The sequence below is a fragment of the Kosakonia sp. genome (genome assembly GCF_032052965.1).
Lineage (GTDB): Bacteria > Pseudomonadota > Gammaproteobacteria > Enterobacterales > Enterobacteriaceae > Kosakonia.
On sequence record NZ_DAMBVN010000015.1, the window covers coordinates 59,749 to 85,930 of the forward strand.

Here is a 26,182-nt window from a genome sequence, read left to right on the forward strand (position 1 = left end):
TACCGGGGGCGAAAATGGAGCAGATAAAAAGTGTATGCCCCTATTGTGGGGTAGGCTGTGGTCTGGTCTTACAGGTTGAAAACCAGCGCATTATCGACGTAACAGGAGATAAGTCACACCCCGCGAATGCTGGCCGCCTTTGTACTAAAGGCAAAAGCAGCGCGCAGGCCATTACCGCACCGGGCAGGCTGGCTCACGCTTATGTGCGGGCGCAGCGTCAGCAGGAACCCACGCAGGTGGCGCTGACGGACGCAATTGGCGAAACGGCGCGGCGGCTACGCGCCATCCTTGATACGCATGGCCCGGATGCGCTGGCGCTGTATGTTTCCGGGCAGATGTCGCTGGAGGCGCAATACCTGGCGAACAAGCTGGCGAAAGGGTTTATCGGCACTAACAATATTGAGTCCAACTCCCGGCTTTGTATGGCCAGCGCCGCCAGCGGGTACAAGCTGTCGCTGGGATCGGACGGCCCCCCCGGCTCTTATGATGACTTCGATCGCGCCGATCTGTTTTTGGTGATAGGTGCCAATATGGCTGACTGCCACCCGATCCTCTTTTTACGCATGATGGAGCGGGTTAACGCCGGGGCGAAATTGATCGTTGTCGATCCACGGCGTACCGCAACGGCAGAGAAAGCCTCGCTGTTTTTACAGATCAATGCCGGGACCGATCTGGCGTTATTGAATGGCCTGCTCGGGCTGCTGGTGCAAAACGGCCATCTTGATAACCCTTTTATTGAGACGTTTACCGAAGGCTGGCAGGGCATGCCGGACTTTTTACAGGACTACCTGCCGCAGCAGGTGGCGGAACGCACCGGGCTGGCAGAAGCCGACATTCGGCAGGCCGCAGAGTGGATTGGTCGCGCAGGCGAGTGGATGAGCTGCTGGACCATGGGGCTGAACCAGAGCACGCACGGCACCTGGAGCACCAATGCCATTTGCAACCTGCACCTCGCCACGGGCGCGATTTGCCGTCCTGGCAGCGGGCCGTTTTCGCTTACCGGCCAGCCGAATGCAATGGGGGGCCGTGAAGTGGGTTACATGGGCGGCGGCTTGCCGGGCCAGCGTTCGGTATTGGTCGAAAAAGATCGCGCCTTTGTTGAACAGCTCTGGCAGCGGCCGCCGGGGACATTACGCCGTGAGACTGGCGGCGGCACGATCGCGTTGTTCGACGAGATGCGCGCCGGGCGCATTAAAGCCTGCTGGATAATCTGCACCAATCCGGTCGCGACCGTGCCGAACCGGCAAAACGTGATTGCCGGGTTGCAACAGGCGGAACTGGTTATCGCCCAGGATGCTTTCCTCAATACCGAAACCAACCGCTACGCCGATATTCTGCTGCCGGGCGCGCTGTGGGCAGAAGCCGAAGGGGTGATGATCAACTCTGAACGCAACATGACGTTGATGCAGCAGGCGGTGACGCCGCCGGGCGAAGCGCTGGCGGACTGGCAAATTATCGCCAGGGTGGCTTGCGCAATGGGGTACGCCGACGGTTTTACTTATGCCAGCGCGCAGGAGGTATTCGACGAAGTTCGCCAGACCTGGAACCCCGATACGGGCTATGACATTCGCGGTGCCAGTTATGCACGCCTGCGTGATGCGCCGTTGCAGTGGCCGTGCCCGCCGGGTGACGACCAGCCGCGCCACCCGATCCGCTACCGTCAGTCGACGCTGCGTTTTGCCACGCCCAGCGGCAAGGCACAATTCTTTGCCCGCCCGGATTTACCGCCTGCCGATATGCCGGACGATAGCTTTCCCCTGGTGCTGAATACCGGGCGCCTCCAGCACCAGTGGCACACTCTGACCAAAACCGGCAAAATCCCGATGCTCAATAAACTCAATCCAGGGCCGTTTATTGAAATCCACCCCCAGGATGCCGCGCGACTTGGGATTAGCGAGGGCGACAGGGTGGATATTTCCTCACGACGCGGGCAGGCGACCTTGCCTGCGGTCATCACCGATCGGGTTCTTGCCGGGCACTGTTTTGCCCCGTTTCACTGGAACGATCTGTTTGGCGACAAACTGGCGATCAATGCGGTCACCAGCGATGCCGTCGATCCCCTGTCGTTGCAACCGGAGCTGAAACATTGTGCCGTTGCCCTGACGCGCAGCGCGTTGCAGCCGGTGGAGAAACCGGCAAGCAGCGGGCAAAACAACGCAGAGGAGCAAGCCGGAACCCTGGTGCTGTGGGCCTCGACCACCGGTAATGCCGAAACCTTTGCCCGCGCCTGTGGCGAACGTTTACGCCAGGCCATGCCTGCGGTAAAAGTCTGTGGCATGGAGAGCATCACGTTGCAGGACATCGCCGCTACCCCTCGTGTGCTGTGGATTGCCAGTACCTTTGGCGATGGCGACCCACCCGACAATGCCACGGCGTTATGGGCTGAATTACAGACAGATCGCGCGCCACGGCTTGCCGCCACCGAATTCGCAGTGCTGGCCTTTGGCGATGCCAGTTACGACCGTTTTTGCGGCTTTGGTCGCCAGCTTGATGCCCGGCTGGCGGCGCTCGGCGGGAAACGGCTTATCCCGCGTGTAGATTGTGAAGCCGACAGTGCCGACGCCCGGCGCTGGCTCCACGATATTCTGCGGGCATTGCCCTGTTCTGTTGACGTATTACCCGATGATATGCCGCAGCAATCACCGCCCGGCTTCAGTCGCCATGCGCCTCTGACTGCTCCGCTGGTGGGTAACCGGCTGCTGAATGGGCCGGGCGCAGAGCGGGAAATCCGCCAGTTTGTGTTTGATTTACAGGTCAGCGGGATGCACTACCAGGCCGGGGATGCGTTGGGTGTCTGGCCCCAGAATTGCCCGCAGCAGGTTGACGCATTTATTGCTGCGCTTGGCATTGCCCCCCACACGCCGGTGCAGGTGGCTGAGCGGGGCGAGATGTCGCTCGCCGACGCGCTGAGCCGCCATATCGACATTAGTCGAATTACGCCGGAGATCCTGCGTTTTGTGGCCGAACACTCCGCCAGCCCGCAGTTGCATCGCTGGCTTGCGAGCGAAAACAGCGAGGCATTACAACAGTGGTTGTGGGGGCGGCAGATTATCGATCTGTTGCATTTGTTCCCACTGCGGGCGACGGCAGAAGCCTGGGTCTCGGTGCTCCGGCCATTGCAGCCCCGTTTGTACTCCATCTCCTCCAGCCCGACAGTGTCGCCGCAGCAGGTCGCGTTGACGGTGTCTACGGTTCGTTATGGTGATAAACCCCTGCGCGGTGGTGTCTGTTCCACTTTTCTGGCCGATCGCGCCGACAGCGCCGCCATTTTTATTCACGCATCGCCCCATTTTCGCCTGCCAGCTGATCCGCATACGGCGGTGATTATGGTCGGTGCGGGAACCGGTATTGCGCCGTTTCGCGGCTTTTTACAGGAGCGCCAGGCCACAGCTGCCAGCGGGAAAAACTGGCTCTTCTTTGGCGAACAGCGTGCCGCGACCGATTTTTACTACCGTGACGAACTGGAAGCCTGGCAGCGCGAAGGGGTTCTGCACCGTTTGAGCACGGCCTTTTCCCGCGATCAGCCGGAAAAAGTCTATGTGCAACACCGTATGCTGGAAGAGGGCGAAACCTTATGGCGCTGGCTGCGCGACGGCGCCCATTTTTACCTGTGCGGCGATGCCAGACGAATGGCAAAAGATGTGGACAGCGCGCTCAAACAGGTAGTGCAGCGCTGGGGCGCAATGAGTGCCGACGAGGCCAGCGCGTGGGTGGCAAGACGGATACAGGAGAAGCGCTACCTTCGGGATGTCTATTAACCTTTGTCCGCTGTGATACAAAGCGGCGACCCCGCGACGGCGCATTCAGCCGGGGTTGCGGTGTGAAAAAGGGGGCACAATTGCCCCCTGAGTCTTTTACTGCTGCTCTGTATTTTACGGTATCAATCGCCAACGTCTGGCGTGTCGGTATCACGCGGGGGTTCCGGCTTCAGACGTGCAGGGTCAATCAGGCAGACGGCCGCAGCGACAATCCCCATTAACGACTCCTGCGGATAGGGCTGCCACTGGCCGATGCTGTGGCGTTTAAACACTTTGTCGCCTTCGGCCCAGCGCTGCGTAAAGTAGATGCGTTCGAACTGGGCGTATTCTTGCGTATCGCAGTTGAAAACATAAATGGCGCGTGAGCTGTAAACCGAGATGGGCGGGTTTTTCTGGTACAGGCCGCCTTGCTCATAATTATTAATCAGCCAGAGACGGCGCAGACGCGTGTTGCCCTTGTAAGTGGAGACGGTGCGCATATCTGCATAGGTGCCGCCAGTTTCATCTTCCAGCATTTTGATAAGACCATGCGGGCGCGCTTTCGCCGCCGGTACAGCAGGCTTATTCACGCTGGCACAGCCCGTCATCAGCAGCAGTGCGGCGCATAACCACAGCGGTTTCATCATTTGTGGTTGCCTTTCAGATCCGGGCGCAGCGGCAGTAAATCCTCGTCGGTGACGTTGCCCTGCAGCGTACATAACAGTTGCGATTTGTCGCCGCTGGTTTCCAGCATTGCCAGTTTCTCAACGCTGTTCTTGCCGGGCGCGATGCCGCTGGCCGCGCCGGTATTGTGTTGCCATGCTTTATCGCCGACGCGTTTGATCATTGGCTCCACGATGTAATTGTTGCCATCCTGCTGCCATTTCACATTCGGCAGGGCGCTGACGATAGCCTGCGGCGGCTGGTCAAAAACCAGTCCCCAGAAATAGAATTTCCCCAGTTCATCGCCGTCGCTGGTACGCATGAAGTAACCGGAAATGGTCAGTTGCTGCACCTTGAGTGGCTGTGTAAACCACACCACATCTTCCCCCTCTTTAGGCGCAACAAACCAGGCGTGGCCTTGTTTATCGGTTTTCAGCGGTGCGGTGTGAGCTAAGGCGGCGCGTTGCGCGTACAGTTCGCTAAAAAACTGACTGTCACAGCGCAGTAAACTTTCCGGGAGGGTTTGCGCAGTTGCTGTGGCGGTTGTCGCCAGGGCCAACAGCGCCAGAGAGATCAAACGGACGTGCATAAAGCATCCTTACCTATAAATTTGAGTGATTAATTTATCGTTAATCAGACGGAATTCTTTAGAAGTTTTGGCAAGGGAGAGGCAATCCGGTGCGCTGCGTTGACCGCAGCGGCAGAGAGGGGCTATAGCAGCAGGGAGCGGGCGAAATGGATATCCGTGCAGTGATCCAGCCAGGTGAGTTGGTCGTACAGTGACGGTGCATCTTGCAGCCGGGCGCAGCAGTCGAAAAACTTGCGGGCGCGTGCTTGCGCGCTGAATGGCTCTTCCCGTGAACCGGCGGCGTGCAGGCGCGAATGGCGCAGGGTGAGGCCATTTTTTAGCGTCAGCGTTAACACATGGGGCAACGCCGGATCTTCCGCTTCTTGCTCCGCCGTCCAGGCGCTCATGGTAATGCGCGCCAGCTTCTGTGCATCGGCCTGTAACGCCACTGCCTGTGGGGTAAAATCGGCGACGCTGAGCATGCCTTTTTCCAGCATCAGCGCCACGCAGTAAGGCATGGAAAACCGCGCCTGCATTTCATCCGCCGGCTGCGGATAAGCGAGGTTCCGCCAGTTGGCAATCCCCACCAGACAGTGCACCTGTTCGACCTCGTCAGCGCGGAAAGGGTGCTGTGCCTGTAAATCGCCCAGCGCGTCAAGAATGCGGTGTGTCGAGCCGCAGCAGGGGTGTTTTTTCGGCATTACGCCAATGCGCTCAATCACATGCTGGGGGTGGTACAGCCACGTTGGTAGGCTCAGATGACCCGCAGAACAGCGGAACGCCCAGCCACTCCTCCAACTGGCGAATACGGCGACTGAGTGCAGACTGGGTGATATACCGTTCATCGGCCGCGCGGGTGAAGCTGACATTGCGGGCGACACTGAGAAAATCTTCGAACCATTTCAATTCCATAGCGGCACCTTGTGAAATGAATGGGAAAACGTCTTCAGGTGAAACAGAAAGAGAGTTACGCAAGAAACGCGCCAGTGTTGCAGGCGGGGAATGACGCTGGCTGTGGCGACGGCGGGTTGTCATTGCCCCCATCATTGCGCAGAAAATGCACTCATGGGGTGCAACCCGGCCTCGTTAAGTTGTATTATTCATGCATCTTATTGAGGAGGTGCTCGTAATGTCTGGCCCACGTATCCTGCGGGAAAAACTGACCATCCAAAAGATGATTGCGCTGTATCATCGCGCCTGCCCGGATGCGGTCAGCAGTGCGACGCACTATGCGGACCTGTATGCCTATGCACAAAAACGGTTAGATAAATGTGTGTTTGGCGAAGAGAAGCCGGCCTGTAAACAGTGCCCGGTGCACTGCTACCAGCCGGCAAAACGTGAAGAGATGAAACAGATTATGCGCTGGGCCGGGCCGCGTATGCTCTGGCGGCACCCTCTGCTCACTGTGCGCCATCTGATTGACGACAGTCGCCCGGTCCCCGAGCTCCCCGAGAAATATCGCCGCAAAGGCTAGCGGAGCAGCCGCAGCTCCCGCCCGCATAACTACGCACAGGCCCGATTGCCCCTGTGACACAGGGGCTGTCGTTACAATGTCTCTTTATCAATGCCCAGCCGTTTCATGCGCGACAGCAGCGTCGTGCGTTTCAGCCCCAGACGCTGTGCAGCGCCTTTTGGCCCGGCCACCACGCCGTTTGTTTCGCGCAGCACCCGCACAATTAACTGATATTCATCTTCACCCTCGCGCGCCACTTCTGCAGGCTCTGGCGACGGCGTCTGCGGTACGCTGATTTCCGGCAGCGACAGTTGCAGGACGTTGCCGCGCGTCAGCAGGACGGCGCGCTCAATGACGTTTTCCAGTTCGCGCACGTTGCCTGGCCACTCCATGGCGCTCAGTACGCGCAATGTTTCTGCCGGAATGCTGTCGATACTGCGCCCCATTTTGCGGGCAATCTTAAAGGTGAAGGCTTTCACCAGCAGCGGAATATCTTCCGGTCGCTCGCGCAGCGGCGGCAGATGGATCGGGAAGACATTCAGGCGATAGTAGAGATCGCTGCGGAACTCACGATCGGCAACCATCTTTTTCAGATCGCGGTTAGTGGCGGCGATAAGCCGGACATCCGTGCGGATCAGTTTATTGCTGCCGAGCCGCTCAAACTCTTGTTCCTGCAATACACGTAGCAGTTTGGGCTGTAACTCCAGCGGCATATCGCCGACCTCATCCAGGAACAATGAGCTTTTATCCGCCAGTTCAAAGCGGCCAATACGCTGGGCGCTGGCACCGGTAAATGCCCCGCGTTCATGACCGAACAGGTCGCTTTCCAGCAGACCGGCGGGCATTGCCGCACAGTTCATTTTCACCATCCGGCGGCTGTTGCGATCGCTCAGATTGTGAATGGCGCGGGCGATCAACTCCTTGCCGGTGCCGGTTTCGCCGAGGATCAGCACTGTGCTGTTGCTCTGTGCGACCATCTCCACTTGTTTAAGCACGCTGAACATCGCTTCGCTGCGCCCGATGATCTCGCCAAATTCGCTGTCGACATTGTTAAGTTGTTCGGTCAGGGCAAGGTTCTCATCCACCAGCCGCTCTTTCAGGCGGTGGATCTCCTGGTAGGCCAGCGCGTTATCAACCGCAATAGCAATACGCTCGGCAATCTGGCGCAGCAGTTTCAGGTTTGCCTGAGTGAATACTTCTTTCTGGCACTGCGCCAGCTTGAGAACCCCCAGCAGATTCTGGCCCGACATCAGCGGCAACAGGCACAGGGTCTGGATTTTATTGCCCCAGGTTTCAAACAGCATCCGTTCGTAGGGCGCGAGTTTGTCGCGCTCATGCAGGTTCAGCAATAACATCTCTTTGCTGTGGAACACCCGCTCGGTCAGCGTTCCTTCTTCATCGGCTTCCTGGGTGTCGTGGGTGGGATCGGCTTCGTCCAGATAATGGGTTGAGTAGATAGTCAGTTTGCCTTTGCGGCTCCCGCGCAGGACCAGACTGATGGCATCGATGCCGAAGTAGTAATGGATCTCTTTGGCGACTTCGCTGACCAGTTCGTCCATATGCAGCCGTGAGAGCACCGCATTCGTAATGGCGACCAGAATACGAAAATCGTTCCGCTCCTGACACAGCAGTTCGTAATCCGGCGTCGGGTGGTCGCGGCTCTGTAACTGCTCAACGACCACGGCCACGATTTGCGTCAGCGTATGCAGGCGATCGGCTTCTTTGGCGGTCCAGGGGCGATCGTCGCGGCGAAAAAATTCACAGCCGCCAAAAATCTGCCCTTCCGACGCCAGCGGCAGCAGGCCATAGTGCGCGAAGGGGGGATTAATCCCGCTTTGCGCCAGTTGCGGCCAGCTTTCCGCGTATGCCTGCGCGGTACAATGCAGCGCCTGAGGATGAGAGAGAATATGCCGTATCGGGCCGCTTGCCAGCAGCGCCCGGTCGTCGTAGGCGGCGCTGTCATCTTCCGTCTGCACGACGTAGCGGCTGGCGCGGTGGCTGTCTGCATGCCACAACACAATGGCGGTGCTGTCTGCCAGCGCCGCCTGCCGCGTCAGGTGGGTCAGCGCTTCGCTAAGCGCAGCCAGGTCCGGCTGCTGGAGTAAAATACGCGTGATATCGAACAACCCTTGTTGCCCGAGATCGCTCATCGGTGTATACGACATTTTGCTAATCCAGGAACACACCCGCAGGTGTAAAAAAATAAAAAATCAGCAGATCCGCGGAAGCGGCTCGGCATGAGGCAAATCTAACAGGCGTTTCACGCCGTAAAGTCCCGTCAGTCGTACACCTTTGCGTTCGACCACTTCACCCACGATTGCTGCGTCGCGCCCTAAAGGGTGAGCGCGTAATTGTGCCAGCGCCTGCTCTGCGGCCTCGCGCTGGACGGCAATCACCAGTTTGCCTTCATTAGCAAAGTTTAGCGCGTCCAGTCCCAGCAGTTCGCATACGCCGCGCACCGCCGGTTTCACCGGAAGATCCCGTTCGTTCAGTTCAATGCCATACCCACAGGCGGCGGCGAACTCATGCACCACCGCATTGACGCCGCCGCGTGTGGCATCACGCAGGGCTTTGACGCCTGGGATGTCGCGCAGAGTGGCGATCAAGGGCGTCAGCACCGCGCAGTCGCTGATTAATTCCCCATCCAGCCCCAATCCTTCGCGCAGGTTAAGGATCGTCGCGCCGTGATCGCCAAGCGTGCCGCTCACCAGCAGGACATCGCCTGGCATCAGCGACTGTGCTGCCCAGCGGATCGTTGTGGGGATTGCGCCGATTCCCGCGGTGTTGATAAAGACTTTGTCTGCTGCGCCGCGCTGCACCACTTTGGTATCGCCGGTGACAATAGCGATATCGGCGCTGCGGGCCGTCGCCGCCATGCTGTCGACCAGGCTTTTCAGGGTGGCCATCGGCAACCCTTCTTCGAGGATAAACCCGCACGAGAGATAACGCGGCGTTGCGCCGCTGACGGCAATATCATTCGCCGTTCCGCACACCGCCAGTTTGCCGATATCGCCGCCGGGGAAAAACAGCGGATCGATAACGTAACTGTCGGTTGAAAACGCCAGCCTGTCGCCGCCTGCGGCCAGCGCAGAGAGATCAATACGCGCCTGATCTTCCTGCTCCGCCAGCCACGGGTTGGCGAAAGCCTCCAGAAACAACTGACTGATAAGCTGCTGCATCGCCTGGCCGCCGCTGCCATGAGCGAGTTGAACGTCATTCATGCTTCACACTCCTGAGCACGATATTGATACCACGCGGCGCATGCGCCCTCCGAGGAGACCATCAGCGCGCCAAAGGCGCTTTGTGGATTACAGGTGTTACCAAACAACGGGCACTGGTGCGGTTTGCACCGACCGGTCAGCACATCGCCGCAGCGCGCGCGCGGATCGTCATATACCTGCTGCACCGCCGGGCGAAAATGGCGTTCGGCATCGAAACGTTGGTACTCTGCCGTCAGGTGTACACCCGACTCGCCAATGATCCCCAGTCCGCGCCATTCACTGTCGCCATCGACGGCAAACACATCGGCAATGGCGGCCTGCGCCAGGCGATTGCCTTCATCCGGCACTACCCGGCGGTACTGGTTTTCTACCCGGCTGGCGGCGGCAATTTTCTGCCCAACCAGCATGACCACGCCTTGCAACAGATCCAGCGGTTCGAAACCGGCTACCACTAACGGGCGCTGGAACTCATCGGCAATGAAAGTATAGGCCCCGGTGCCGATCACCATGCTGACATGACCGGGGGCAAGGAAGGCGTCGATGCCATTATCCGGTTGCTCCAGCAGGCTACGCAGGGTGGGGATCAGGGTGATGTGCTGACAGAAGAAATAAAAATTGCTCACGTTGCGGGCTTTCGCCTGTTGGAGCGTAATGGCAGTGGCGGGCATAGTCGTTTCAAACCCAAGGCCAAAAAACACCACTTTGCGTTGTGGATTGTTCTGCGCCAGCGCCAGCGCGTCCATTGGCGAATAAACGATACGGACATCTGCGCCGCGCGCTTTCGCCTGCAACAGCGAGCCATTTTTTCCTGGCACGCGAATGGCGTCGCCAAAGGTACAAAAGATGACTTCCGGGTGGCTGGCGATCTCTACGCAGGTATCAATGCGCCCCATCGGCAATACGCAGACCGGGCAGCCGGGGCCGTGGATAAATTCAATATTTTCCGGCAGCAGTTGATCAAGCCCGAATTTGAAAATCGCATGGGTATGACCACCGCACACTTCCATAATGCGCAGTGGGCGCGCTGGGGTATAGGCGAGATGCGCCGCCTGTTCACGCAGGTGGGCGATAAGCTGCATCACGTGTTCCGGGGCGCGGTATTCATCGACAAATCGCATTATTTCGCCTCCCCGAACAGCAGCGCGCCGACGTCCGGCTCGACATCGAACATGTTCTCCAGCGCGGCCAGCGTGTCCCGGGCTTCTTCTTCATTAATAACGCTCATGGCGAAGCCCACATGTACCAGCACCCACTGCCCAAGGCGCGGCTGACCGTGGTCGTCGTGACTGCCCACCAGTGTTAAGTCGACATCGCGTTGAATGCCACAAACATCAACTTTGGCCTGTAAACCGTCAATGGCGCTGATTTGCCCCGGAACGCCTATGCACATCGCTGCGTCTCCAGCCAGTCAATCCAGTTCGCCATGCCTTCGCCGTGCGTTGCCGAGATAAGGATGATCTCTATGTTCGGGTTGACCTCTCTGGCGTACGCAATGCACTTGTCGACATCAAAGTTGAGGTACGGCAGCAGGTCCACTTTATTCAGCAACATTAGCGAGGCAGCGGCAAACATATGCGGATATTTCAGCGGTTTATCTTCACCTTCGGTGACCGACAGCACCGCCACTTTATGGCGTTCGCCCAGATCGAAACTGGCCGGACACACCAGGTTGCCCACGTTTTCAATAAACAGAATGCCGTTATTCGCCAGCGGCAGACGCGGCGCGGCATCGGCAATCATTTGCGCATCGAGATGGCAGCCTTTACCGGTATTGACCTGGATTGCGGGCGTGCCGGTGGCGCGAATACGCGCGGCGTCGTTGACGGTTTGTTGATCCCCTTCGATCACCGCGCAGGAGACGCGTGATTTCAGGCGTTGCAGCGTTTCGGTGAGCAGGGTGGTTTTACCGGAGCCGGGGCTGGAAACCAGGTTCAGCACCAGTTGTTGTTGCGCGGCGAAACGGGCGCGGTTGCGGGCGGCGATACGGTTATTTTTATCCAGTACGTCGATTTCCACTTCCAGCATGCGCTTCTGGCTCATGCCCGGCGCATGGGTACCGGCTTCGCCATGGCCATAGTGCAGGTCGCCGTTATCGAGCTGGGTCGGGTTAAACTCACGCGTTTTTACGCCAGTGATTTTCAGCACCGGGCGATCCGCCGGAGCAAAGGGGGCACCGCGAAAAGCGGAATGAGGGTTATGCTCATCGCCCTCAATATAAAGGTTACCGTCCTGACAACCACATGTTGTACACATTCTTTACTCCTCAATTTCCAGTCGCTGAATTTGCATTCCATCGTCGGCGACGATGTGCAGTTGGTCGCTGTGGCATTGTGGACAGCGGCGAACGCGCTGGGATAGCAACGTCACATAGCGCTGGCAGGACTCGCACCAGCACTCCGCCTGTTGTTCTTCGATGTGCAGTGTACAACCTTCCGCCAGGGTGCCACGGCACACCAGATCAAAACAAAACGTTAAAGCCTCGGTTTCGACGCAGGAAAATGCGCCGACTTTTAACCACACGCCGGTAACCCGATGCGCGCCGTTTGCCCTGGCCTGCTGTTCAATGATTTCCAGCGCTCGCTGACACAGTGTGATTTCGTGCATAACGCCTCCTTAGGAACTTTGCCGCGTTAATGCAATAAGAGTGCCAGCGTGGGAAAAGACACGGTGTCGATGTCGAACATGACGAAATGACACGTCGAAATGGTGACGGTTTGTGATTTTAAGTTATAAAAATCAATATGTTAAAATTTGGCATGGATGATGCTTTACCGCCGTTGTTTCAATTAACCGGGTAAGCAGATATGACGATTTGGGAAATGAGTGAAAAGGCGGACTATATCGCCGGGCGGCATCATCGACTACAGGAAGCGTGGCGCGATTACTGCAATACGCTGGTTCAGGGCATTACGCTGTCGAAGGCGCGTTTGCACCATACCATTGGCAGTGCGCCGGAACATCAACTGTGCTTTGCCTTATTCGAACACTTCACTGTCTCCATCACCCTCACCGGGGGCTTTAACGGTCACACCATTGAATACGCGCTGGCCAGCAAAGACGGTAGCGCCCCGCGCCTGATTGGCGAAGCGAAGATCACCTGTGAGGGCCTGATTGACGGCGTGATTAACAATCGCGATCGCGAAAAAGTGCTGGAGCACTATCTTGGCAAGATCGCCGATGTTTACAACAACCTCTATACCGCCATGGAAACGGACTCGCCGGTCACGCTCACGTCGCTTGCCAGCCATGGTCAGCAACCTGTGCTGGCCTGAGTCCGGGTGTCGACACGTGTCGAAGTGACACGTTGGGTGACACGTTTCGTCATAAATGACCGCCCGAAAGCCGGGTGAATCAGTTGAGGATTTGCTGGTGAACCGTTTTGTAATTGCCGACGCTTCGCTCTGTATTGGTTGCCATACCTGCGAAGCTGCCTGCGCCGAAACGCACCGCGCGCAAGGGTTGCAGGCAATGCCGCGACTGCGTGTAATGCGTAGCGAACATGAGTCTGCGCCGCAGCAGTGCCACCACTGCGAAGATGCGCCCTGCGCGGGCGTCTGCCCGGTGAACGCGATTAACCGCGTTGACGGCGCGGTGCAGTTAAATGAAAGCCTGTGTGTCAGTTGTAAACTGTGCGCGATTGCCTGCCCGTTTGGCGCGATTGAATTTTCTGGTAGTCGCCCGCTGGACATTCCCGCCAACGTCAACTCACCGAAAGCACCCGCTGCCCCCCCTGCGCCTGCGCGTGTCAGTTCCCTGCTCGACTGGGTTCCCGGGGTGCGTGCTATCGCCGTGAAGTGCGATCTCTGCCATTTCGATGATCAGGGCCCCGCCTGTGTGCGTATGTGCCCGACCAAGGCGCTGCATCTGGTCAATAACCGCGACATGGCCCGCGCCAGCCGTCGGAAGCGCGAACTGACTCTCAATACTGGATATGGCGATCTCTCGCTGTTTCAGGCGCAAAACCGGAGTGCGAAATGATGACCCTCTCTTTGTTAAGCGGTGCGGTTGCTGTCTGGTGTTGTGCGGCGGCGCTGGCCTATTTATTTAGCCCTGCCAAAGCGCTCAGCGGTGTGCTGGCTGGCCTTGGCGGCGCGGCGGGCGGTGTAATGACCACCGCGGCGGGTGTGATGACACTGTTAAGTGCGCAGCCCGTGAGCGGCGCGATGCAGATCATTCACTATCACCTGTTGGTCACGCCGTTAAATGCGGTCTGGCTGATAACGCTGGGGGTGTGCAGCACGTTTACCAGCCTCTATAACATTGCCTGGCATCGGCATGAGGCAGTAAAGAGCAACGGCTTGCTGATCAATTTACTGATGGCTGCTGCCGTTTGTGCTGTCTGCGCAGCGAACTTTGGCGCGCTGGTGGTGATGGCAGAGATCATGGCGTTGAGCGCGGTGTTTCTCACCGGGAGTAGCGAGTCCGGCAAATTGTGGTTTGTGATGGGGCGTTTCGGCACGATCCTGCTGGCGATAACTTGCTGGCTGCTGTGGCAGCGATATCACACGCTTGACCTGCTGTTGTTGAGCGGGCAAACGCCGGGCAGCGATGTCTGGTTACTGGGCGTGGTGGGGTTTGGTCTGCTGGCAGGGATCATTCCGCTGCACGCCTGGGCACCGCAAGCGCATGCGAACGCTGCCGCGCCTGCGGCTGCGCTCTTTTCTACCGTGGTGATGAAAGTGGGGGTGTTCGGCATTCTTAGTCTGTCCCTGCTCGGCGGTCAGCCACCGCTGTGGTGGGGTGGGGTGTTGCTGGTGCTGGGCATGCTGACGGCTTTTGTCGGCGGCTTGTATGCGCTCATGGAACACAACATTCAGCGCCTGCTGGCATACCACACGCTGGAGAATATCGGCATTATCCTGCTCGGCCTGGGTGCGGGCGTTACGGGGCTCGCGTTGCAACAGCCCGCGCTCATCGCGCTGGGTCTGACGGGCGGCTTGTACCATTTGTTCAATCACAGCCTGTTTAAAAGCACGCTGTTCCTTGGGGCCGGTGCGTTGTGGTTTGGCACGGGCTATCGCGATATCGAAAAACTGGGCGGTATTGGCAAACGGATGCCGGTGATTTCGCTGGCGATGCTGGTCGGTCTGATGGCAATGGCCGCGCTGCCGCCGCTCAATGGTTTTGCCGGCGAATGGGTGATTTATCAGTCTTTCTTCCGGTTAAGCACCAGTGGTGCGTTCTCACTGCAACTTATCGGGCCGCTGCTGGCGGTTGGCCTGGCCGTCACTGGCGCGCTGGCCGTGATGTGTATGGCCAAAGTGTATGGCGTCACGTTTCTTGGCGCGCCGCGTACCCCGCAGGCGGAAACCCCACGTTCTGTTCCCTGGCTGATGACCGCCTGCGTTGCCGCACTGGCGCTGTGCTGCGTAGCGGGCGGGGTGGCAGCCCCCTGGCTGCTGCCGCGGCTGTTTGCCGCGGTACCGTTGCCGCTGGAAACCGCCAATACGCTGGTATCGCCGCCGATGATTGCCCTGCTGCTCATCGCCACGCCGCTGTTGCCATTGCTGCTGATGCTGCTGTGCAAGGGCGATCGTTTGCCAGCCCGCCGCCGCGGAAGCGCGTGGGTGTGTGGTTATGACCATGAAGGATCAATGGTCATTACGGCGCACGGTTTCGCCATGCCCGTGAAAGCGGCCTTTGCACCCGTGCTGAAACTACGGAAATGGCTGGAGCCAACGCTGCCGCTTCCTGGCTGGCGGGCCGAGGCGGCACCGGTGCTGTTCCGTCGGCTGGCGCTGATCGAACTGGCAGTGCTGGTGGTGGTCGTGATTTCGCGAGGAGCCTGATGATGAGTTTTCTGTTTGCTGTCTTACAGGCGCTGGTGCTGTTTGCGTTTGCGCCGCTACTTTCTGGGATCAGCCGCGTGGCGCGGGCACGTTTGCATAACCGCCGTGGGCCAGGCGTGCTGCAGGAGTACCGCGATCTGTTCAAATTGCTGGGTCGGCAGAGTATAGCGCCCGCAGCGTCCGGGTGGGTATTCCGCCTGACGCCGTTTGTCATGACCGGTGTGATGCTCACCGTGGCGACCGCGCTGCCTGTGGTGAGCCTGGCATCGCCGCTGCCCGAACTGGGCGATTTAATTACCCTGATTTATCTGTTTGCCGTTGCCCGCTTTTTCTTTGCCATTTCGGGGCTGGATACCGGTAGCCCGTTTACCGGGCTGGGGGCCAGCCGTGAAGCGATGCTCGGTGTACTGGTGGAGCCCATTCTGTTGTTGGGGCTGTGGGTCGCAGCGCTGGTGGCGGGTTCTACCCATATCAGCGCCATCACCGATACCGTTTACCACTGGCCGCTGCATCGCTCCATTCCTCTGTTGCTGGCCTTGTGCGCCTGCGCCTTCGCCACGTTTATCGAAATGGGCAAACTGCCGTTTGACCTTGCTGAAGCGGAGCAGGAGTTACAGGAAGGCCCGCTTTCGGAGTACAGCGGCAGCGGTTTTGCGGTAATGAAGTGGGGCATCAGCCTGAAGCAACTGGTGGTGCTGCAAATGTTTGTCGGCGTCTTTCTGCCCTGGGGGCAGATGCGTGATTTCAGTATCGCAGCGTTAGGGCTGGCGGTAGTGGTGGCGCTGGCAAAATTGATTCTGGGCGTGCTGGTGATTGCGCTGTTTGAAAACAGCATGGCGCGTCTGCGCTTTCTCGCCACGTCACGCGTGACCTGGGCCGGGTTTGGCGTCGCCTTTTTAGCGTTCGTCTCCTTACTGGCGACGTATTAAGAGAGTTTATGCATGTCTGAAGAAAAAATCGGTCGACACTATCTCGCTGCGCTGCACGAGAAATTTCCTGGCGTTGTGCTGGATGAAGCGTGGCAGACCAAAGATCAACTGACCATTACCATTAAAATCAACTCCCTTCCAGAAGTGGTGGAGTATCTCTACTACCAGCAGGGCGGCTGGCTGTCGGTGCTGTTTGGTAACGATGAGCGCAAACTGAACGGCCACTTCGCGGTGTATTACGTGCTGTCGATGGAGCAGGGCGTTAAATGTTGGATCACCGTGCGTATTGAGGTCGATGCGCTGAAACCGGAATATCCGTCGGTGACATCGCGTGTACCTGCTGCGGTGTGGGGCGAGCGTGAAGTGCGCGATATGTACGGCCTGATCCCGGTCGGCCTGCCGGATGAGCGCCGCCTGGTGCTGCCGGATGACTGGCCGGATGAACTTTATCCGCTCCGTAAAGACAGTATGGATTACCGCCAGCGTCCGGCACCAACCACCGATGCGGAAACTTACTCGTTTATTAATGAACTGGGCGATAAGAAAAATAACGTGGTGCCGATTGGCCCGTTACATGTCACCTCTGATGAACCGGGCCACTTCCGCCTGTTTGTCGACGGAGAGAACATTGTCGATGCCGATTACCGTATGTTTTATGTCCATCGCGGGATGGAGAAGCTGGCTGAAACCCGTATGGGTTACAACGAAGTCACTTTCCTCTCTGATCGGGTATGCGGCATTTGTGGCTTTGCCCACAGCACCGCGTATACCACCTCGGTAGAGAATGCGATGGGCATTGTAGTGCCTGAGCGTGCCCAGATGATCCGCGCTATTTTGCTGGAAGTGGAACGCCTGCACTCTAACCTGCTGAACCTCGGTCTGGCCTGCCACTTTGTCGGGTTTGATTCCGGATTTATGCAGTTCTTCCGCGTGCGCGAAGCCTCCATGAAAATGGCAGAAATCCTGACCGGGGCGCGTAAAACGTACGGCCTGAATCTGATTGGCGGCATTCGTCGCGACATGCTGAAAGAAGACATGATCCAGACTCGCCAGCTGGCGCAGCAGATGCGCCGCGACGTGACCGAGCTGGTGGAGATGTTGATGAGCACGCCGAATATCGAACAGCGTACCGTCGGCATTGGTCGTCTCGATCCACAAATCGCCCGTGATTTCAGTAACGTTGGCCCGATGGTGCGCGCCAGCGGCCACGCGCGCGACACCCGCGCCGATCATCCGTTTGTCGGCTACGGGCTGCTGCCGGTTGCGGTCCACACTGAGCAGGGCTGCGATGTGATTTCGCGCCTGAAAGTGCGTATCAATGAAGTGCTGACGGCACTCAATATGATTGATTACGGGCTGGATAACCTGCCAGGCGGGCCGCTGATGGTTGAGGGCTTTACCTATATTCCACACCGTTTTGCGTTGGGCTTTGCCGAAGCGCCGCGTGGTGATGACATTCACTGGAGCATGACGGGCGATAACCAGAAGTTGTACCGCTGGCGTTGCCGCGCGGCAACGTACGCTAACTGGCCAACGCTGCGTTATATGCTGCGTGGCAATACCGTCTCCGATGCGCCGCTCATTATTGGCAGTCTCGATCCCTGCTACTCCTGCACCGACCGTATGACAGTGGTCGATGTGCGCAAGAAGAAAAGCAAAGTGGTGGCTTACAAAGAACTTGAGCGTTACGGGGTCGAGCGTAAGAACTCGCCATTGAAAGGGTAGGGGAGAGCTGTAGCCATGTTTACCTTTATCAAAAAAGTGATCAAAACCGGTACCGCGACCACGTCGTACCCCTTGTCGCCGATGCCGGTAGATAAAAACTTCCGTGGCAAGCCTCAGCACACGCCGCAGCAGTGCATTGGCTGTGCCGCTTGTGTCAACGCCTGCCCGTCGAATGCGCTCACGGTGGAGACGGATCTCGCCACGGGCGAGCTGGCCTGGCAATTCAATCTCGGGCGTTGCATATTTTGCGCCCGTTGCGAGGAGGTATGCCCGACGGCGGCCATTACCCTGTCGCAGGAGTATGAACTGGCAGTCTGGAGCAAGGCTGACTTTTTGCAGCAATCGCGCTTCGAGCTGTGCCAGTGCCGCGAATGTGCCCGGCCGTTTGCGGTGCAAAAAGAGATCGACTACGCCATTGCGCTGCTTGCGCACAACGGTGATAGCCGTGCAGAACAGCACCGCGCCAGCTTTGAAACCTGCCCGGAGTGCAAACGGCAGAAGTGCCTGGTGCCCTCTGACCGTATTGATTTGACCCGCCATATGAGAGAGGCCAGCTAATGAGCCAGCTGATAGGTCCGCGCGATGCGGACGGGATCCCGGTACCGATGACGGTGGATGAGTCTATCGCCAGTATGAAAGCCTCGCTGCTGACGAAAATCAAACGCTCGGCTTACGTCTACCGTGTTGACTGCGGTGGCTGTAATGGCTGCGAAATCGAGATTTTCGCCACGCTTTCGCCGCTGTTCGACGCAGAGCGGTTTGGCATTAAAGTGGTGCCCTCGCCGCGTCACGCCGATATCTTGCTGTTTACCGGGGCAGTGACCCGTGCCATGCGCTCCCCGGCGCTGCGTGCCTGGCAATCTGCGCCGGATCCCAAAATCTGTATCTCCTACGGCGCGTGCGGCAATAGCGGTGGTATCTTCCACGACCTGTACTGCGTATGGGGTGGCACTGACAAAATCGTTCCGGTAGATGTGTATATTCCCGGTTGCCCGCCCACACCGGCCGCCACACTGTATGGCTTTGCTATGGCGTTGGGGTTACTTGAGCAAAAAATTCATGCCCGTACGCCCGGCGAGCAGGATGATCAACCGGCGGAGATCCTGCACCCCTCTATGGTGCAGCCGTTGCGCGTGAAAGTGGATCGCACTGCGCGCCGTCTGGCCGGTTATCGTTACGGTCGGCAAATTGCGGATGATTTCTTGCGTTTGCGCAGTGTTGGCGAGCATGAAGTGGTGCGCTGGCTGGCGCAGGAGAACGACCCGCGTCTCACGGAAATTGTCAGCCACCTGAATCAGGTGGTGCAGGAGGCGAAAATCTGATGGGCGAATCGGTGGTCTTTAGCCAGCTGCGGCGTAAGTTTGTCGACGAAAATGACAACGCGCCGCAACAGGCGCAGCAGGTGGTCTATTACAGTCTGGCGATTGGCCACCATTTGGGCGTGATCGACTGCCTGGAAACCGCACTCACCTGCCCGTGGGAGGCCTATCTGGCGTGGATAGCGACCCTGGAAGCGGGTAGCGAGGCGCGCCGCAAGATGGAAGGCGTACCGCGTTACGGCGAAATCGTGATTGAGAGTAGCCACATCATGATGCTGGCCAACGCGTTTGATGCGGCGCAGTCGCGGCAGAATGCGCAGCAACGGGTCTGGACGCAGACACTGCTGTCGATGCTGCATGATATTTACCAGGAGAGCGCCATCTATCTGATGGTAAGGAGACTACGTGACTAACGTGTTGTTATGCGTGGGCAATAGCATGATGGGTGACGATGGCGCAGGCCCGCTGTTAGCCGACATGTGCGCAGCAAATCCGCCGGGAGACTGGCAGGTTATTGATGGCGGCAGCGCACCGGAGAACGACGTGGTGGCGATCCGCGAACTGCATCCAACGCGATTGTTGATTGTCGATGCCACCGATATGGGGCTGAATCCTGGTGAAATTCGGGTGGTCAATCCGGATGATATTGCCGAGATGTTCCTAATGACCACCCACAATATGCCGCTAAATTACCTGATTGATCAGTTGAAAGAGGATATCGGTGAGGTGATTTTTCTTGGCATTCAGCCGGATATTGTCGGTTTTTACTACCCGATGACGCCGCCCGTAAAAACCGCCGTGGAAGACATCTACCAGCGACTGGCAAGCTGGCAAGGCAACGGCGGTTTCGAGCTGCTGTGACAGGTGCGCCGGTTCCCCGGCGCAGCGTTAGCGGCGGCGTTTTTCCGCGTACATAACTTTATCGCTGTCTTCCAGCATGGCATGCAGCGTCGGGTATCGGTTGCCACCGTTTTCAATAATGCCGTGCGAATAATTGATGTGATAATTCTTGCCGGAAAGATGGTCGATAGCATCCATGCGGGTTTGCAGATCAAACAAAAATGCATCGACGCCATTCACTGCGGTATTGCCCAGCAACACCGCAAACTCACCGCCACCAAGCCGTGCCGCGATATCCTGTTCTTTCAGGCACTTGGTCAGATTGGAGGCGAAGGTTTTTACCACATCATCGCCCTCTTTATTGCCCAGCAACTCATTAATCGATTTCAGGTTATCAATACTGAAATAGAGCAGGCTGAACTCTTTTTTGTGATCTTTTAACCAGGCGAAACGCTTTTCGCCGGTACGGTAAAAACCACGGCTGTTCGGCATGCCGGTGAGGGTATCGGTCATCGCCATGCTGAGGATCAAAAACTCATCTTCCACGATGGCGGCAAAGTCGAGCAGGGTATTAATTTCCGCACTGGAGAAGGGGCGCGGATAGGTATCGATAATACAAATGGTACCCGCGATGGCTCCGTCCGGCAGACGCACCGGGCACCCGGCGTAGAAGCGCACCCACGGCTCTCCTGTCACGAAGGGGTTTTCACAAAAACGCGGATCGGAGAGGGTGTCTTTCACAATAAACACGCCCTCTTCAAGGATGGCATGTGCGCAAAATGAGAGGTTGCGCGGTGTTTCATGAGTATCGACACCGCTACGCGACAGGAGCCACTGACGATCGCGATCGAGCAAACTGATAACCGCGATGGGCACGTCAAAAGTGGTCTTCGCCATTCTGGTCAACCGATCAAAGCGTTCATCATCCTTTTTGTCCAGTAAATCCATCATATACAACGACTTGAGTCGTTCATTTTCATTTACTGGCATCGCCGGGAATATCATAGGTCATCCTCGCAGAACGTTGTCTCTTCAAGTGTAGACATTTCTTCAAACGATTGCGTTATATATCCGCGGCTTGCTCTCCGGCACGGATAAAGTCGATAAATGCCTGCAATGGCGCGGGGATCAGCCGCCTGGAATTATAGTAAAGATAGGGGCCGTTAAACGACAACCACCAGGGTTGCAGAATAGGTTCCAGTTCCCCACTGGCAAGCGCAGGGTGCAGCCACTCCTCAAAAAGATAGATGATACCGCTGCCGGCAATCGCCACTTGTACCGCCAGGTCTACCGCGCTACCAACGCTAACGACCAGTGAACCATTCACCTGCACCCGTAACGTTTCGCCGTCACGCTCGAATTCCCATTCACCCATGACGCCACTGGCATAGCGCCCGCGAATGCAGTTGTGTTCGATCAATGCCTTGGGGTGTTGCGGTCGGCCATAACGTTGCAGATAGGCCGGTGCAGCGGCGGCGGCAAAGCGCTGGCGGCGGGGTCCAATCGGTAGGGCCACCATATCCTGCTCCAGACATTCGTCGTAACGGATCCCGGCATCGCAGCTGTCGCGAAAGACATCCTGAACATTGCTTTCGGCGATGATCTCAAGGCGAATATCCGGGTAGCGGGCGAGAAAGGAGGGAACAATCGCGGGCAAGACCAAGCGTGCTGCGCTGACCGGTACATTCAGGCGCAGGGTGCCGCTGGGCGTAGTGCGAAAGCGGTTGATAGCATCCAGCGCGGCGTCGACTTCGCTCATGGCCGGCTGCAGGCGTTCCATCAGCGCCTGGCCGGCTTCCGTCAAGGCCACCGTGCGGGTGGTGCGATTAAACAGCCGCACGCCAAGTTGCTGTTCGGCGCGCCGCACCGCATCGCTCAGGCGGGAAGGGTTAGAGCCTGTGACGCGGGCCGCTTCACGGAAACCGCCCGCATTAGCGACGGCCACAATGGCGTTTAACAGGGCGAAATCCAGCTTCATTGTTCGGTAATCCGTACACTGTGTATGAATTTCGCTGGATTGTTGCACAGCGGCGATGCTCCTACAATCTGTTTACATCTCACACAGGAGGTTTGCCATGTCTCATTCCACACTTACTTATCGTCTTGGCGATCGTCAGGTTGGTCGCCTGGGTTACGGTGCCATGCAACTGGCGGGACCTGGCGTGTTTGGTCCGCCCGCCAATGAAGCCAACGCGTTGCAGGTGCTGCGGGATGTGATTGCCGCCGGGGTAAATCATATTGATACCAGCGATTTTTATGGCCCGCATGTGACCAATAAACTGATTAAACAGGCATTACATCCCTATCCGGACGCGTTATGTATTGTGACCAAAGTGGGCGCCAGACGCGATGATAAAGCCAACTGGCTTCCGGCATTCAGCGCAGAAGAACTGACCCGTGCGGTCGAGGATAACCTGCGTCATCTTGGCCTTGATGTGATGGAGGTGGTGAACCTGCGGGCAATGTTTGGCGTTCATGGCCCGGCGGAGGGATCGCTGGAAGCGCCGTTAGAGGCGCTGATCACCTTGAAAGAGCGCGGTTTGATCCGCCATATTGGCCTGAGTAACGTCACGGCGAAGCAAGTGGCAGATGCGCAGAAAATGACACCTGTTGCCTGCGTGCAGAACCTGTATAACGTGGCGAACCGCGCGGATGATGCGCTGATTGATTCGCTGAATGCGCAGGGCATTGCCTATGTGCCGTTCTTCCCGCTGGGCGGTTTTACGCCGTTGCAGTCCGGCGAACTGAACGAAGTGGCTCAAACTCTTGGCGCTACGCCAATGCAGGTCGCGCTGGCGTGGCTGTTGCAACGTTCTCCCAATATTCTGTTAATCCCGGGTACGTCGTCGCCACAGCATTTACAGGAAAACCTGGCGAGTGCGCAACTCACTCTGTCGCCAGAGGCGCTGGTGAAACTGAACGGGATTGGCGCGTAGCCGGAGAAGGGGGAAGGGGGGTGCCCTGAGACTTCTGTTGCGCTCAACGGTAAATCTTGAGTCAGGGCACGCCGGTTAACGCTCTTTTTTTATAGCTTGCCACCGACTCGCGGCAAACCAGTTCGCCCTGATGGGTGTAGTGCGTTTTCGCCTCCGGTTGCAATAAGATCGACACCGCGTTGCGGATCATCTCATCCATCGGGACATGAATCGTGGTTAACGCCGGGTTGTAGTATTTGCCGATCACCGAATCGTCAAAACCGGCAAGAGAAACATCCTGCGGTAGCCGTAAGCCCGCCTCCTGGCAGGCTTTCGCCACACCGATTGCCATATCATCATTTGCCGCCAGTATGCAGCTGAAGGGCACCTTCCGCGCCAACAGCTCGCGCGCGGCCTGGTAGCCACTATCTGTGCTCCAGGTGCCGCGTACCAGCAATTGCGGATCGGCATCAATACCGGCGTTGCGTAGTGCATGGCAATAGCCAGCGTAACGGCTATCCCCGGTAGGTGAACCTTCAGTACCGCCTACAAAAGCAATGCGCGTATGCCCCTGTGCCAGCAAGTGTGCCATCATCATTTCACTGTTTTGCTGGTTATCGACAAATACACACTGGCTGCGGTGGCGCGGGAGTTCGCGGTTGATCACCACGATTGGTGTCTGGCTGGCGGCGATGATCTCATCAAGTTCCGCCACGGTAAGGTACTTCGGGTAGATCATAATGCCTTCGCAGCGCAGCGACAGTAGCAGGTTGATGGCGTCGCGCTCTTCTTGCGCGCTGTGTTTGCCATCGGCCAGCACCAGCTGGCGGCCATGGCTTTCACTGAGGGTGGCGGCATGGTAAGTCATGCTGGCGAAGAACGGGCCGTTATACAGCCCGTTAGTGATCACCAACCCTATCGAGTTGGTTTTATTGTTGGCAAGATTGCGCGCCAGCTGGTTTGGCCGGTAGCCCGTTTCAGCAATCGCCTGAAAAATGCGGGCTTTAACTTCCTCACGAACAAAAACCTTACCATTTAGCGCGCGCGATACTGTCGCTTTTGAGACGCCAGCCAGTCTGGCGACATCCAGTATCGTTACCATAATCAACCTCACTGTTGTTATCAGGCCAGCGACATGAGCGGTTCCCCCACCGTGACGGCCCCTGCGGATTGATGGCGGGTCAGCGTGAATGCGTCGCTGTTCACCACCAGCACCGGCGTGGTCAAATCGTAACCTGCCTGTTCAATACGCTCTTTATCAAATGCCAGCAGCGGTGTACCCGCAGCCACTCTGTCGCCCTCTTTGACCAGCGGCGTAAAATACTGCCCCTGAAGATTGACGGTGTTAAGTCCGACATGAATCAGTAATTCTGCGCCATTATCACATATCAAACCGATGGCGTGATGAGAGTCGATCAATGTTGCGACCTGTGCATCACATGGCGCAACCACATTCCCTTCATGCGGGATGATGGCGATACCGTCGCCCAACATTTTACCGGCAAAGGCTTCGTCTGCCACGCTGTCCAGCGCGATCACTTCGCCTTTAATCGGGCTGAGCATTTGCAATGCGCCGACCTTAACTACGGGGGCGCTTTCGTCCGGGGTTGCCTCTTCTGCCGGGTCGTCAAAGCCCACAAATTGTACCATCACCACGGTCAGGACTATCGCCGTTCCGGCACCTGCCAGCTCACCGATAAATGACATTGGGGCATCCGGGCTGATGGCGTTCACCAGCGTAAACAGCCCTGGCAATGCAGCGTAGGCGTAATAGAGACTGCCAAACAGGCTGGCAACCACTGCACCAATCGCACCGCCGATACAGCCACAGATAAAGGGCTTTTTAAAGCGCAAGGTCACGCCATAAATCGCCGGTTCGGTAATACCGAAAATGGCCGTGACGCCCGCAGACAGTGAAGTCGCTTTCAGTTGCTTATTACGGCTCTTAATAAACACGCCAAATACGGCGGCCATCTGGCCGATCACCGCAATGGTCTGGTAAGCCTGGAAAGAGTCATACCCCTGGGTGTCGAAGTTCGCCATGATCACCGGGGTTATCCCCCAGTGCACACCAAAAATAACGATGACCTGCCATACGCCGCCGATAATTGCCGCAGCCAGTGCCGGAGCCGCCTGGAATAATGTGTTATAGCCGTGCGCCACGCCCATCGCCGCCCAACTGGTGATCGGCCCGATCACAATCAGCGTCAGCGGCACAATCACCACAAAACAGATCAAAGGGGTGAACAGGGGACTGATGACCTCCGGTAACCACTTTTCCACACGACGCTCAAACCATGACAACGCCCACACGAGGAACAAAGGCGGCAACACCGATGAGGTATAGACCGTTTCTGCCAGCGGGAAGAAGAGGAATTTAACTTCACTGCCGGTGGCGATTTTCCCGGCCAGGGCCGTCCACTCCGGGTTGATCAACGCGCAGCAGCAGAGTACGGCAATAAAAGGGTTACATTTAAAATGGCGCGCGGCGGTCATGGCGATGAACACGGGCAGGAAGGCAAACGGTGTCCATGACATAAAGTTAAGGATCGCAAAAGTGCCGGACTGTTTGATCTCCGCGTCGGCCATGCCCAGCAAAATCAGCAAACCTTGCAAAATCCCCGCAGCGGCAAGGATGTAGACGATAGGCGCGAACACTGCCGACATGGTGGCGATCACCGCATCCAGCCAACGGGTTTTGGGTTGCTGGCCGCGATTGTCCTTCTCTTTCACCATACCGCTCAGGGCGTTAAAGACGTCGGCAACGTGGGTGCCAATCACCACCTGAAACTGACCGCCGCTTTCGACGACGGCGATGACGCCGGGCAAGCTTTGTATACGGGCTTTCGCGGTCGCGGGGGTGTTGTTCAGTACCAGACGCAGACGGGTGGCGCAGCGGGAGAAGTTGCTGATGTTCTCTTCTCCACCCACTTCCCGCAATATGTCGCTGGCTAACTTATTGTAATCTCTGATTATCGTCATGTTTGCTGACCTTTTATTATCGGCAACTGAGTAGGTGTAAC

General features: G+C 57.6%; 26 protein-coding genes. 12 read left to right on the plus strand and 14 right to left on the minus strand.

The annotated features are described in order from the left end of the window. Positions 1-14: 14 nt before the first annotated feature. On the plus strand, positions 15-3,758 hold the full coding sequence (locus RTX30_RS16885; protein WP_312691318.1) for a bifunctional nitrate reductase/sulfite reductase flavoprotein subunit alpha: 3,744 nt from the start codon (positions 15-17) through the stop codon (positions 3,756-3,758). A 122-nt stretch (positions 3,759-3,880) separates the two neighbouring features. Here RTX30_RS16885 and RTX30_RS16890 read toward each other — a convergent pair whose 3' ends face one another. The 4 genes from RTX30_RS16890 to RTX30_RS22405 form a co-directional block, all read right to left on the minus strand. Next, positions 3,881-4,384, minus strand: a complete 504-nt coding sequence (locus tag RTX30_RS16890) for a surface-adhesin E family protein (protein WP_312691319.1) — start codon at positions 4,382-4,384, stop codon at positions 3,881-3,883. Further along, positions 4,381-4,989: a hypothetical protein gene (locus RTX30_RS16895; protein ID WP_312691320.1), complete on the minus strand. Its 609-nt coding sequence runs from the start codon at positions 4,987-4,989 to the stop codon at positions 4,381-4,383. Before RTX30_RS16895 ends, RTX30_RS16890 begins: the two co-directional genes overlap by 4 nt. 122 nt (positions 4,990-5,111) lie before the next feature. After that, complete coding sequence (locus RTX30_RS16900) at positions 5,112-5,669, minus strand: hypothetical protein (protein WP_312691321.1); 558 nt, start codon at positions 5,667-5,669, stop codon at positions 5,112-5,114. 13 nt (positions 5,670-5,682) lie between these two features. Then, the gene (locus tag RTX30_RS22405; RefSeq protein ID WP_409429827.1) at positions 5,683-6,003 is read right to left on the minus strand and encodes a LysR family transcriptional regulator; all 321 of its coding nucleotides are present in this window, start codon (positions 6,001-6,003) and stop codon (positions 5,683-5,685) included. Positions 6,004-6,097: 94 nt separating this feature from the next. Here RTX30_RS22405 and RTX30_RS16910 point away from each other — a divergent pair, with 94 nt between their 5' ends. Next, positions 6,098-6,442 (plus strand): nitrous oxide-stimulated promoter family protein, encoded by a 345-nt coding sequence (locus RTX30_RS16910; RefSeq protein ID WP_312691322.1) that lies wholly within the window; start codon positions 6,098-6,100, stop codon positions 6,440-6,442. Positions 6,443-6,513: 71 nt separating this feature from the next. Here the strand turns inward: RTX30_RS16910 and flhA are convergent, their stop codons facing one another. Genes flhA through hypA form a run of 6 tightly spaced genes read right to left on the minus strand, consistent with a single transcriptional unit; the run spans position 6,514 to position 12,246 of the window. After that, a complete protein-coding gene (gene flhA / locus RTX30_RS16915) occupies positions 6,514-8,586 on the minus strand; it encodes a formate hydrogenlyase transcriptional activator FlhA (protein ID WP_312691323.1) in 2,073 nt (690 codons plus the stop codon). 45 nt (positions 8,587-8,631) lie between these two features. After that, positions 8,632-9,642: a hydrogenase expression/formation protein HypE gene (gene hypE / locus RTX30_RS16920; RefSeq protein WP_312691324.1), complete on the minus strand. Its 1,011-nt coding sequence runs from the start codon at positions 9,640-9,642 to the stop codon at positions 8,632-8,634. Next, positions 9,639-10,760 carry a hydrogenase formation protein HypD gene (hypD, locus tag RTX30_RS16925; protein WP_312691325.1) on the minus strand — a complete coding sequence of 374 codons (1,122 nt, stop codon included), beginning with the start codon at positions 10,758-10,760 and terminating at the stop codon, positions 9,639-9,641. Before hypD ends, hypE begins: the two co-directional genes overlap by 4 nt. Further along, positions 10,760-11,032 carry a HypC/HybG/HupF family hydrogenase formation chaperone gene (locus tag RTX30_RS16930; protein ID WP_312691326.1) on the minus strand — a complete coding sequence of 91 codons (273 nt, stop codon included), beginning with the start codon at positions 11,030-11,032 and terminating at the stop codon, positions 10,760-10,762. Before RTX30_RS16930 ends, hypD begins: the two co-directional genes overlap by 1 nt. Beyond that, positions 11,023-11,895 carry a hydrogenase nickel incorporation protein HypB gene (gene hypB / locus RTX30_RS16935; protein ID WP_312691327.1) on the minus strand — a complete coding sequence of 291 codons (873 nt, stop codon included), beginning with the start codon at positions 11,893-11,895 and terminating at the stop codon, positions 11,023-11,025. The genes RTX30_RS16930 and hypB overlap by 10 nt, the downstream gene beginning before the upstream one ends. A gap of 3 nt (positions 11,896-11,898) precedes the next feature. Further along, on the minus strand, positions 11,899-12,246 hold the full coding sequence (hypA, locus tag RTX30_RS16940; RefSeq protein WP_312691328.1) for a hydrogenase maturation nickel metallochaperone HypA: 348 nt from the start codon (positions 12,244-12,246) through the stop codon (positions 11,899-11,901). Between the two features lie 200 nt (positions 12,247-12,446). On the opposite strand from hypA, the gene hycA reads away from it, so the two are divergent. The 9 genes from hycA to hycI all read left to right on the plus strand — a co-directional run bounded on the left by hycA (position 12,447) and on the right by hycI (position 20,265). Further along, a complete protein-coding gene (hycA, locus tag RTX30_RS16945; protein ID WP_312691329.1) occupies positions 12,447-12,914 on the plus strand; it encodes a formate hydrogenlyase regulator HycA in 468 nt (155 codons plus the stop codon). Positions 12,915-13,011: 97 nt separating this feature from the next. Beyond that, entirely contained in the window at positions 13,012-13,620 is a 609-nt protein-coding gene (locus RTX30_RS16950; RefSeq protein ID WP_312691330.1) for a 4Fe-4S dicluster domain-containing protein, read from the plus strand. After that, positions 13,617-15,431, plus strand: a complete 1,815-nt coding sequence (gene hycC / locus RTX30_RS16955; protein WP_312691331.1) for a formate hydrogenlyase subunit 3 — start codon at positions 13,617-13,619, stop codon at positions 15,429-15,431. The genes RTX30_RS16950 and hycC overlap by 4 nt, the downstream gene beginning before the upstream one ends. Before the next feature lie 2 nt (positions 15,432-15,433). Continuing rightward, positions 15,434-16,360 (plus strand): respiratory chain complex I subunit 1 family protein, encoded by a 927-nt coding sequence (locus RTX30_RS16960; RefSeq protein ID WP_312691372.1) that lies wholly within the window; start codon positions 15,434-15,436, stop codon positions 16,358-16,360. 12 nt (positions 16,361-16,372) lie between these two features. Next, positions 16,373-18,085: a hydrogenase large subunit gene (locus RTX30_RS16965; RefSeq protein WP_312691332.1), complete on the plus strand. Its 1,713-nt coding sequence runs from the start codon at positions 16,373-16,375 to the stop codon at positions 18,083-18,085. 15 nt (positions 18,086-18,100) lie between these two features. Then, positions 18,101-18,643: a formate hydrogenlyase complex iron-sulfur subunit gene (locus RTX30_RS16970; RefSeq protein ID WP_312691333.1), complete on the plus strand. Its 543-nt coding sequence runs from the start codon at positions 18,101-18,103 to the stop codon at positions 18,641-18,643. Further along, complete coding sequence (locus RTX30_RS16975; RefSeq protein WP_312691334.1) at positions 18,643-19,407, plus strand: NADH-quinone oxidoreductase subunit B family protein; 765 nt, start codon at positions 18,643-18,645, stop codon at positions 19,405-19,407. The genes RTX30_RS16970 and RTX30_RS16975 overlap by 1 nt, the downstream gene beginning before the upstream one ends. Beyond that, a complete protein-coding gene (locus tag RTX30_RS16980; RefSeq protein ID WP_312691335.1) occupies positions 19,407-19,817 on the plus strand; it encodes a formate hydrogenlyase maturation HycH family protein in 411 nt (136 codons plus the stop codon). The genes RTX30_RS16975 and RTX30_RS16980 overlap by 1 nt, the downstream gene beginning before the upstream one ends. Beyond that, positions 19,810-20,265, plus strand: coding sequence for a hydrogenase maturation peptidase HycI (gene hycI / locus RTX30_RS16985; protein ID WP_312691336.1), 456 nt, complete (start codon positions 19,810-19,812; stop codon positions 20,263-20,265). The genes RTX30_RS16980 and hycI overlap by 8 nt, the downstream gene beginning before the upstream one ends. Before the next feature lie 27 nt (positions 20,266-20,292). Here the strand turns inward: hycI and RTX30_RS16990 are convergent, their stop codons facing one another. Together RTX30_RS16990 and RTX30_RS16995 are read right to left on the minus strand one after the other, a co-directional pair. Continuing rightward, positions 20,293-21,249: a sensor domain-containing diguanylate cyclase gene (locus tag RTX30_RS16990; RefSeq protein ID WP_312691337.1), complete on the minus strand. Its 957-nt coding sequence runs from the start codon at positions 21,247-21,249 to the stop codon at positions 20,293-20,295. Between the two features lie 58 nt (positions 21,250-21,307). Beyond that, the gene (locus tag RTX30_RS16995) at positions 21,308-22,222 is read right to left on the minus strand and encodes a LysR substrate-binding domain-containing protein (protein ID WP_312691338.1); all 915 of its coding nucleotides are present in this window, start codon (positions 22,220-22,222) and stop codon (positions 21,308-21,310) included. 97 nt (positions 22,223-22,319) lie between these two features. Between RTX30_RS16995 and RTX30_RS17000 the strand changes: the two genes are divergently transcribed. Beyond that, positions 22,320-23,180, plus strand: a complete 861-nt coding sequence (locus RTX30_RS17000; protein WP_312691339.1) for an aldo/keto reductase family oxidoreductase — start codon at positions 22,320-22,322, stop codon at positions 23,178-23,180. A gap of 61 nt (positions 23,181-23,241) precedes the next feature. Here the strand turns inward: RTX30_RS17000 and RTX30_RS17005 are convergent, their stop codons facing one another. Further along, positions 23,242-24,261: a LacI family DNA-binding transcriptional regulator gene (locus RTX30_RS17005; RefSeq protein WP_312691340.1), complete on the minus strand. Its 1,020-nt coding sequence runs from the start codon at positions 24,259-24,261 to the stop codon at positions 23,242-23,244. Between the two features lie 20 nt (positions 24,262-24,281). After that, complete coding sequence (locus RTX30_RS17010) at positions 24,282-26,141, minus strand: beta-glucoside-specific PTS transporter subunit IIABC (RefSeq protein ID WP_312691341.1); 1,860 nt, start codon at positions 26,139-26,141, stop codon at positions 24,282-24,284. Between the last annotated feature and the right edge of the window lie 41 nt (positions 26,142-26,182).

Coding starts and splice junctions, on each gene's coding strand:
- RTX30_RS17000 (WP_312691339.1), top strand. CDS start 22,320: ATGTCTCATTCCACACTTACTTATCGTCTTGGCGATCGTCAGGTTGGT.
- RTX30_RS16890 (WP_312691319.1), bottom strand. CDS start 4,384: ATGATGAAACCGCTGTGGTTATGCGCCGCACTGCTGCTGATGACGGGC.
- hypE (WP_312691324.1), bottom strand. CDS start 9,642: ATGAATGACGTTCAACTCGCTCATGGCAGCGGCGGCCAGGCGATGCAG.
- RTX30_RS22405 (WP_409429827.1), bottom strand. CDS start 6,003: ATGACAACCCGCCGTCGCCACAGCCAGCGTCATTCCCCGCCTGCAACA.
- RTX30_RS17005 (WP_312691340.1), bottom strand. CDS start 24,261: ATGGTAACGATACTGGATGTCGCCAGACTGGCTGGCGTCTCAAAAGCG.
- RTX30_RS16895 (WP_312691320.1), bottom strand. CDS start 4,989: ATGCACGTCCGTTTGATCTCTCTGGCGCTGTTGGCCCTGGCGACAACC.
- RTX30_RS16995 (WP_312691338.1), bottom strand. CDS start 22,222: ATGAAGCTGGATTTCGCCCTGTTAAACGCCATTGTGGCCGTCGCTAAT.
- RTX30_RS17010 (WP_312691341.1), bottom strand. CDS start 26,141: ATGACGATAATCAGAGATTACAATAAGTTAGCCAGCGACATATTGCGG.
- RTX30_RS16970 (WP_312691333.1), top strand. CDS start 18,101: ATGTTTACCTTTATCAAAAAAGTGATCAAAACCGGTACCGCGACCACG.
- hycA (WP_312691329.1), top strand. CDS start 12,447: ATGACGATTTGGGAAATGAGTGAAAAGGCGGACTATATCGCCGGGCGG.
- RTX30_RS16960 (WP_312691372.1), top strand. CDS start 15,434: ATGAGTTTTCTGTTTGCTGTCTTACAGGCGCTGGTGCTGTTTGCGTTT.
- RTX30_RS16900 (WP_312691321.1), bottom strand. CDS start 5,669: ATGCCGAAAAAACACCCCTGCTGCGGCTCGACACACCGCATTCTTGAC.
- RTX30_RS16980 (WP_312691335.1), top strand. CDS start 19,407: ATGGGCGAATCGGTGGTCTTTAGCCAGCTGCGGCGTAAGTTTGTCGAC.
- RTX30_RS16975 (WP_312691334.1), top strand. CDS start 18,643: ATGAGCCAGCTGATAGGTCCGCGCGATGCGGACGGGATCCCGGTACCG.
- hypA (WP_312691328.1), bottom strand. CDS start 12,246: ATGCACGAAATCACACTGTGTCAGCGAGCGCTGGAAATCATTGAACAG.
- hycC (WP_312691331.1), top strand. CDS start 13,617: ATGATGACCCTCTCTTTGTTAAGCGGTGCGGTTGCTGTCTGGTGTTGT.
- RTX30_RS16930 (WP_312691326.1), bottom strand. CDS start 11,032: ATGTGCATAGGCGTTCCGGGGCAAATCAGCGCCATTGACGGTTTACAG.
- RTX30_RS16885 (WP_312691318.1), top strand. CDS start 15: ATGGAGCAGATAAAAAGTGTATGCCCCTATTGTGGGGTAGGCTGTGGT.
- RTX30_RS16990 (WP_312691337.1), bottom strand. CDS start 21,249: ATGATATTCCCGGCGATGCCAGTAAATGAAAATGAACGACTCAAGTCG.
- flhA (WP_312691323.1), bottom strand. CDS start 8,586: ATGTCGTATACACCGATGAGCGATCTCGGGCAACAAGGGTTGTTCGAT.
- hypD (WP_312691325.1), bottom strand. CDS start 10,760: ATGCGATTTGTCGATGAATACCGCGCCCCGGAACACGTGATGCAGCTT.
- RTX30_RS16910 (WP_312691322.1), top strand. CDS start 6,098: ATGTCTGGCCCACGTATCCTGCGGGAAAAACTGACCATCCAAAAGATG.
- hypB (WP_312691327.1), bottom strand. CDS start 11,895: ATGTGTACAACATGTGGTTGTCAGGACGGTAACCTTTATATTGAGGGC.
- RTX30_RS16965 (WP_312691332.1), top strand. CDS start 16,373: ATGTCTGAAGAAAAAATCGGTCGACACTATCTCGCTGCGCTGCACGAG.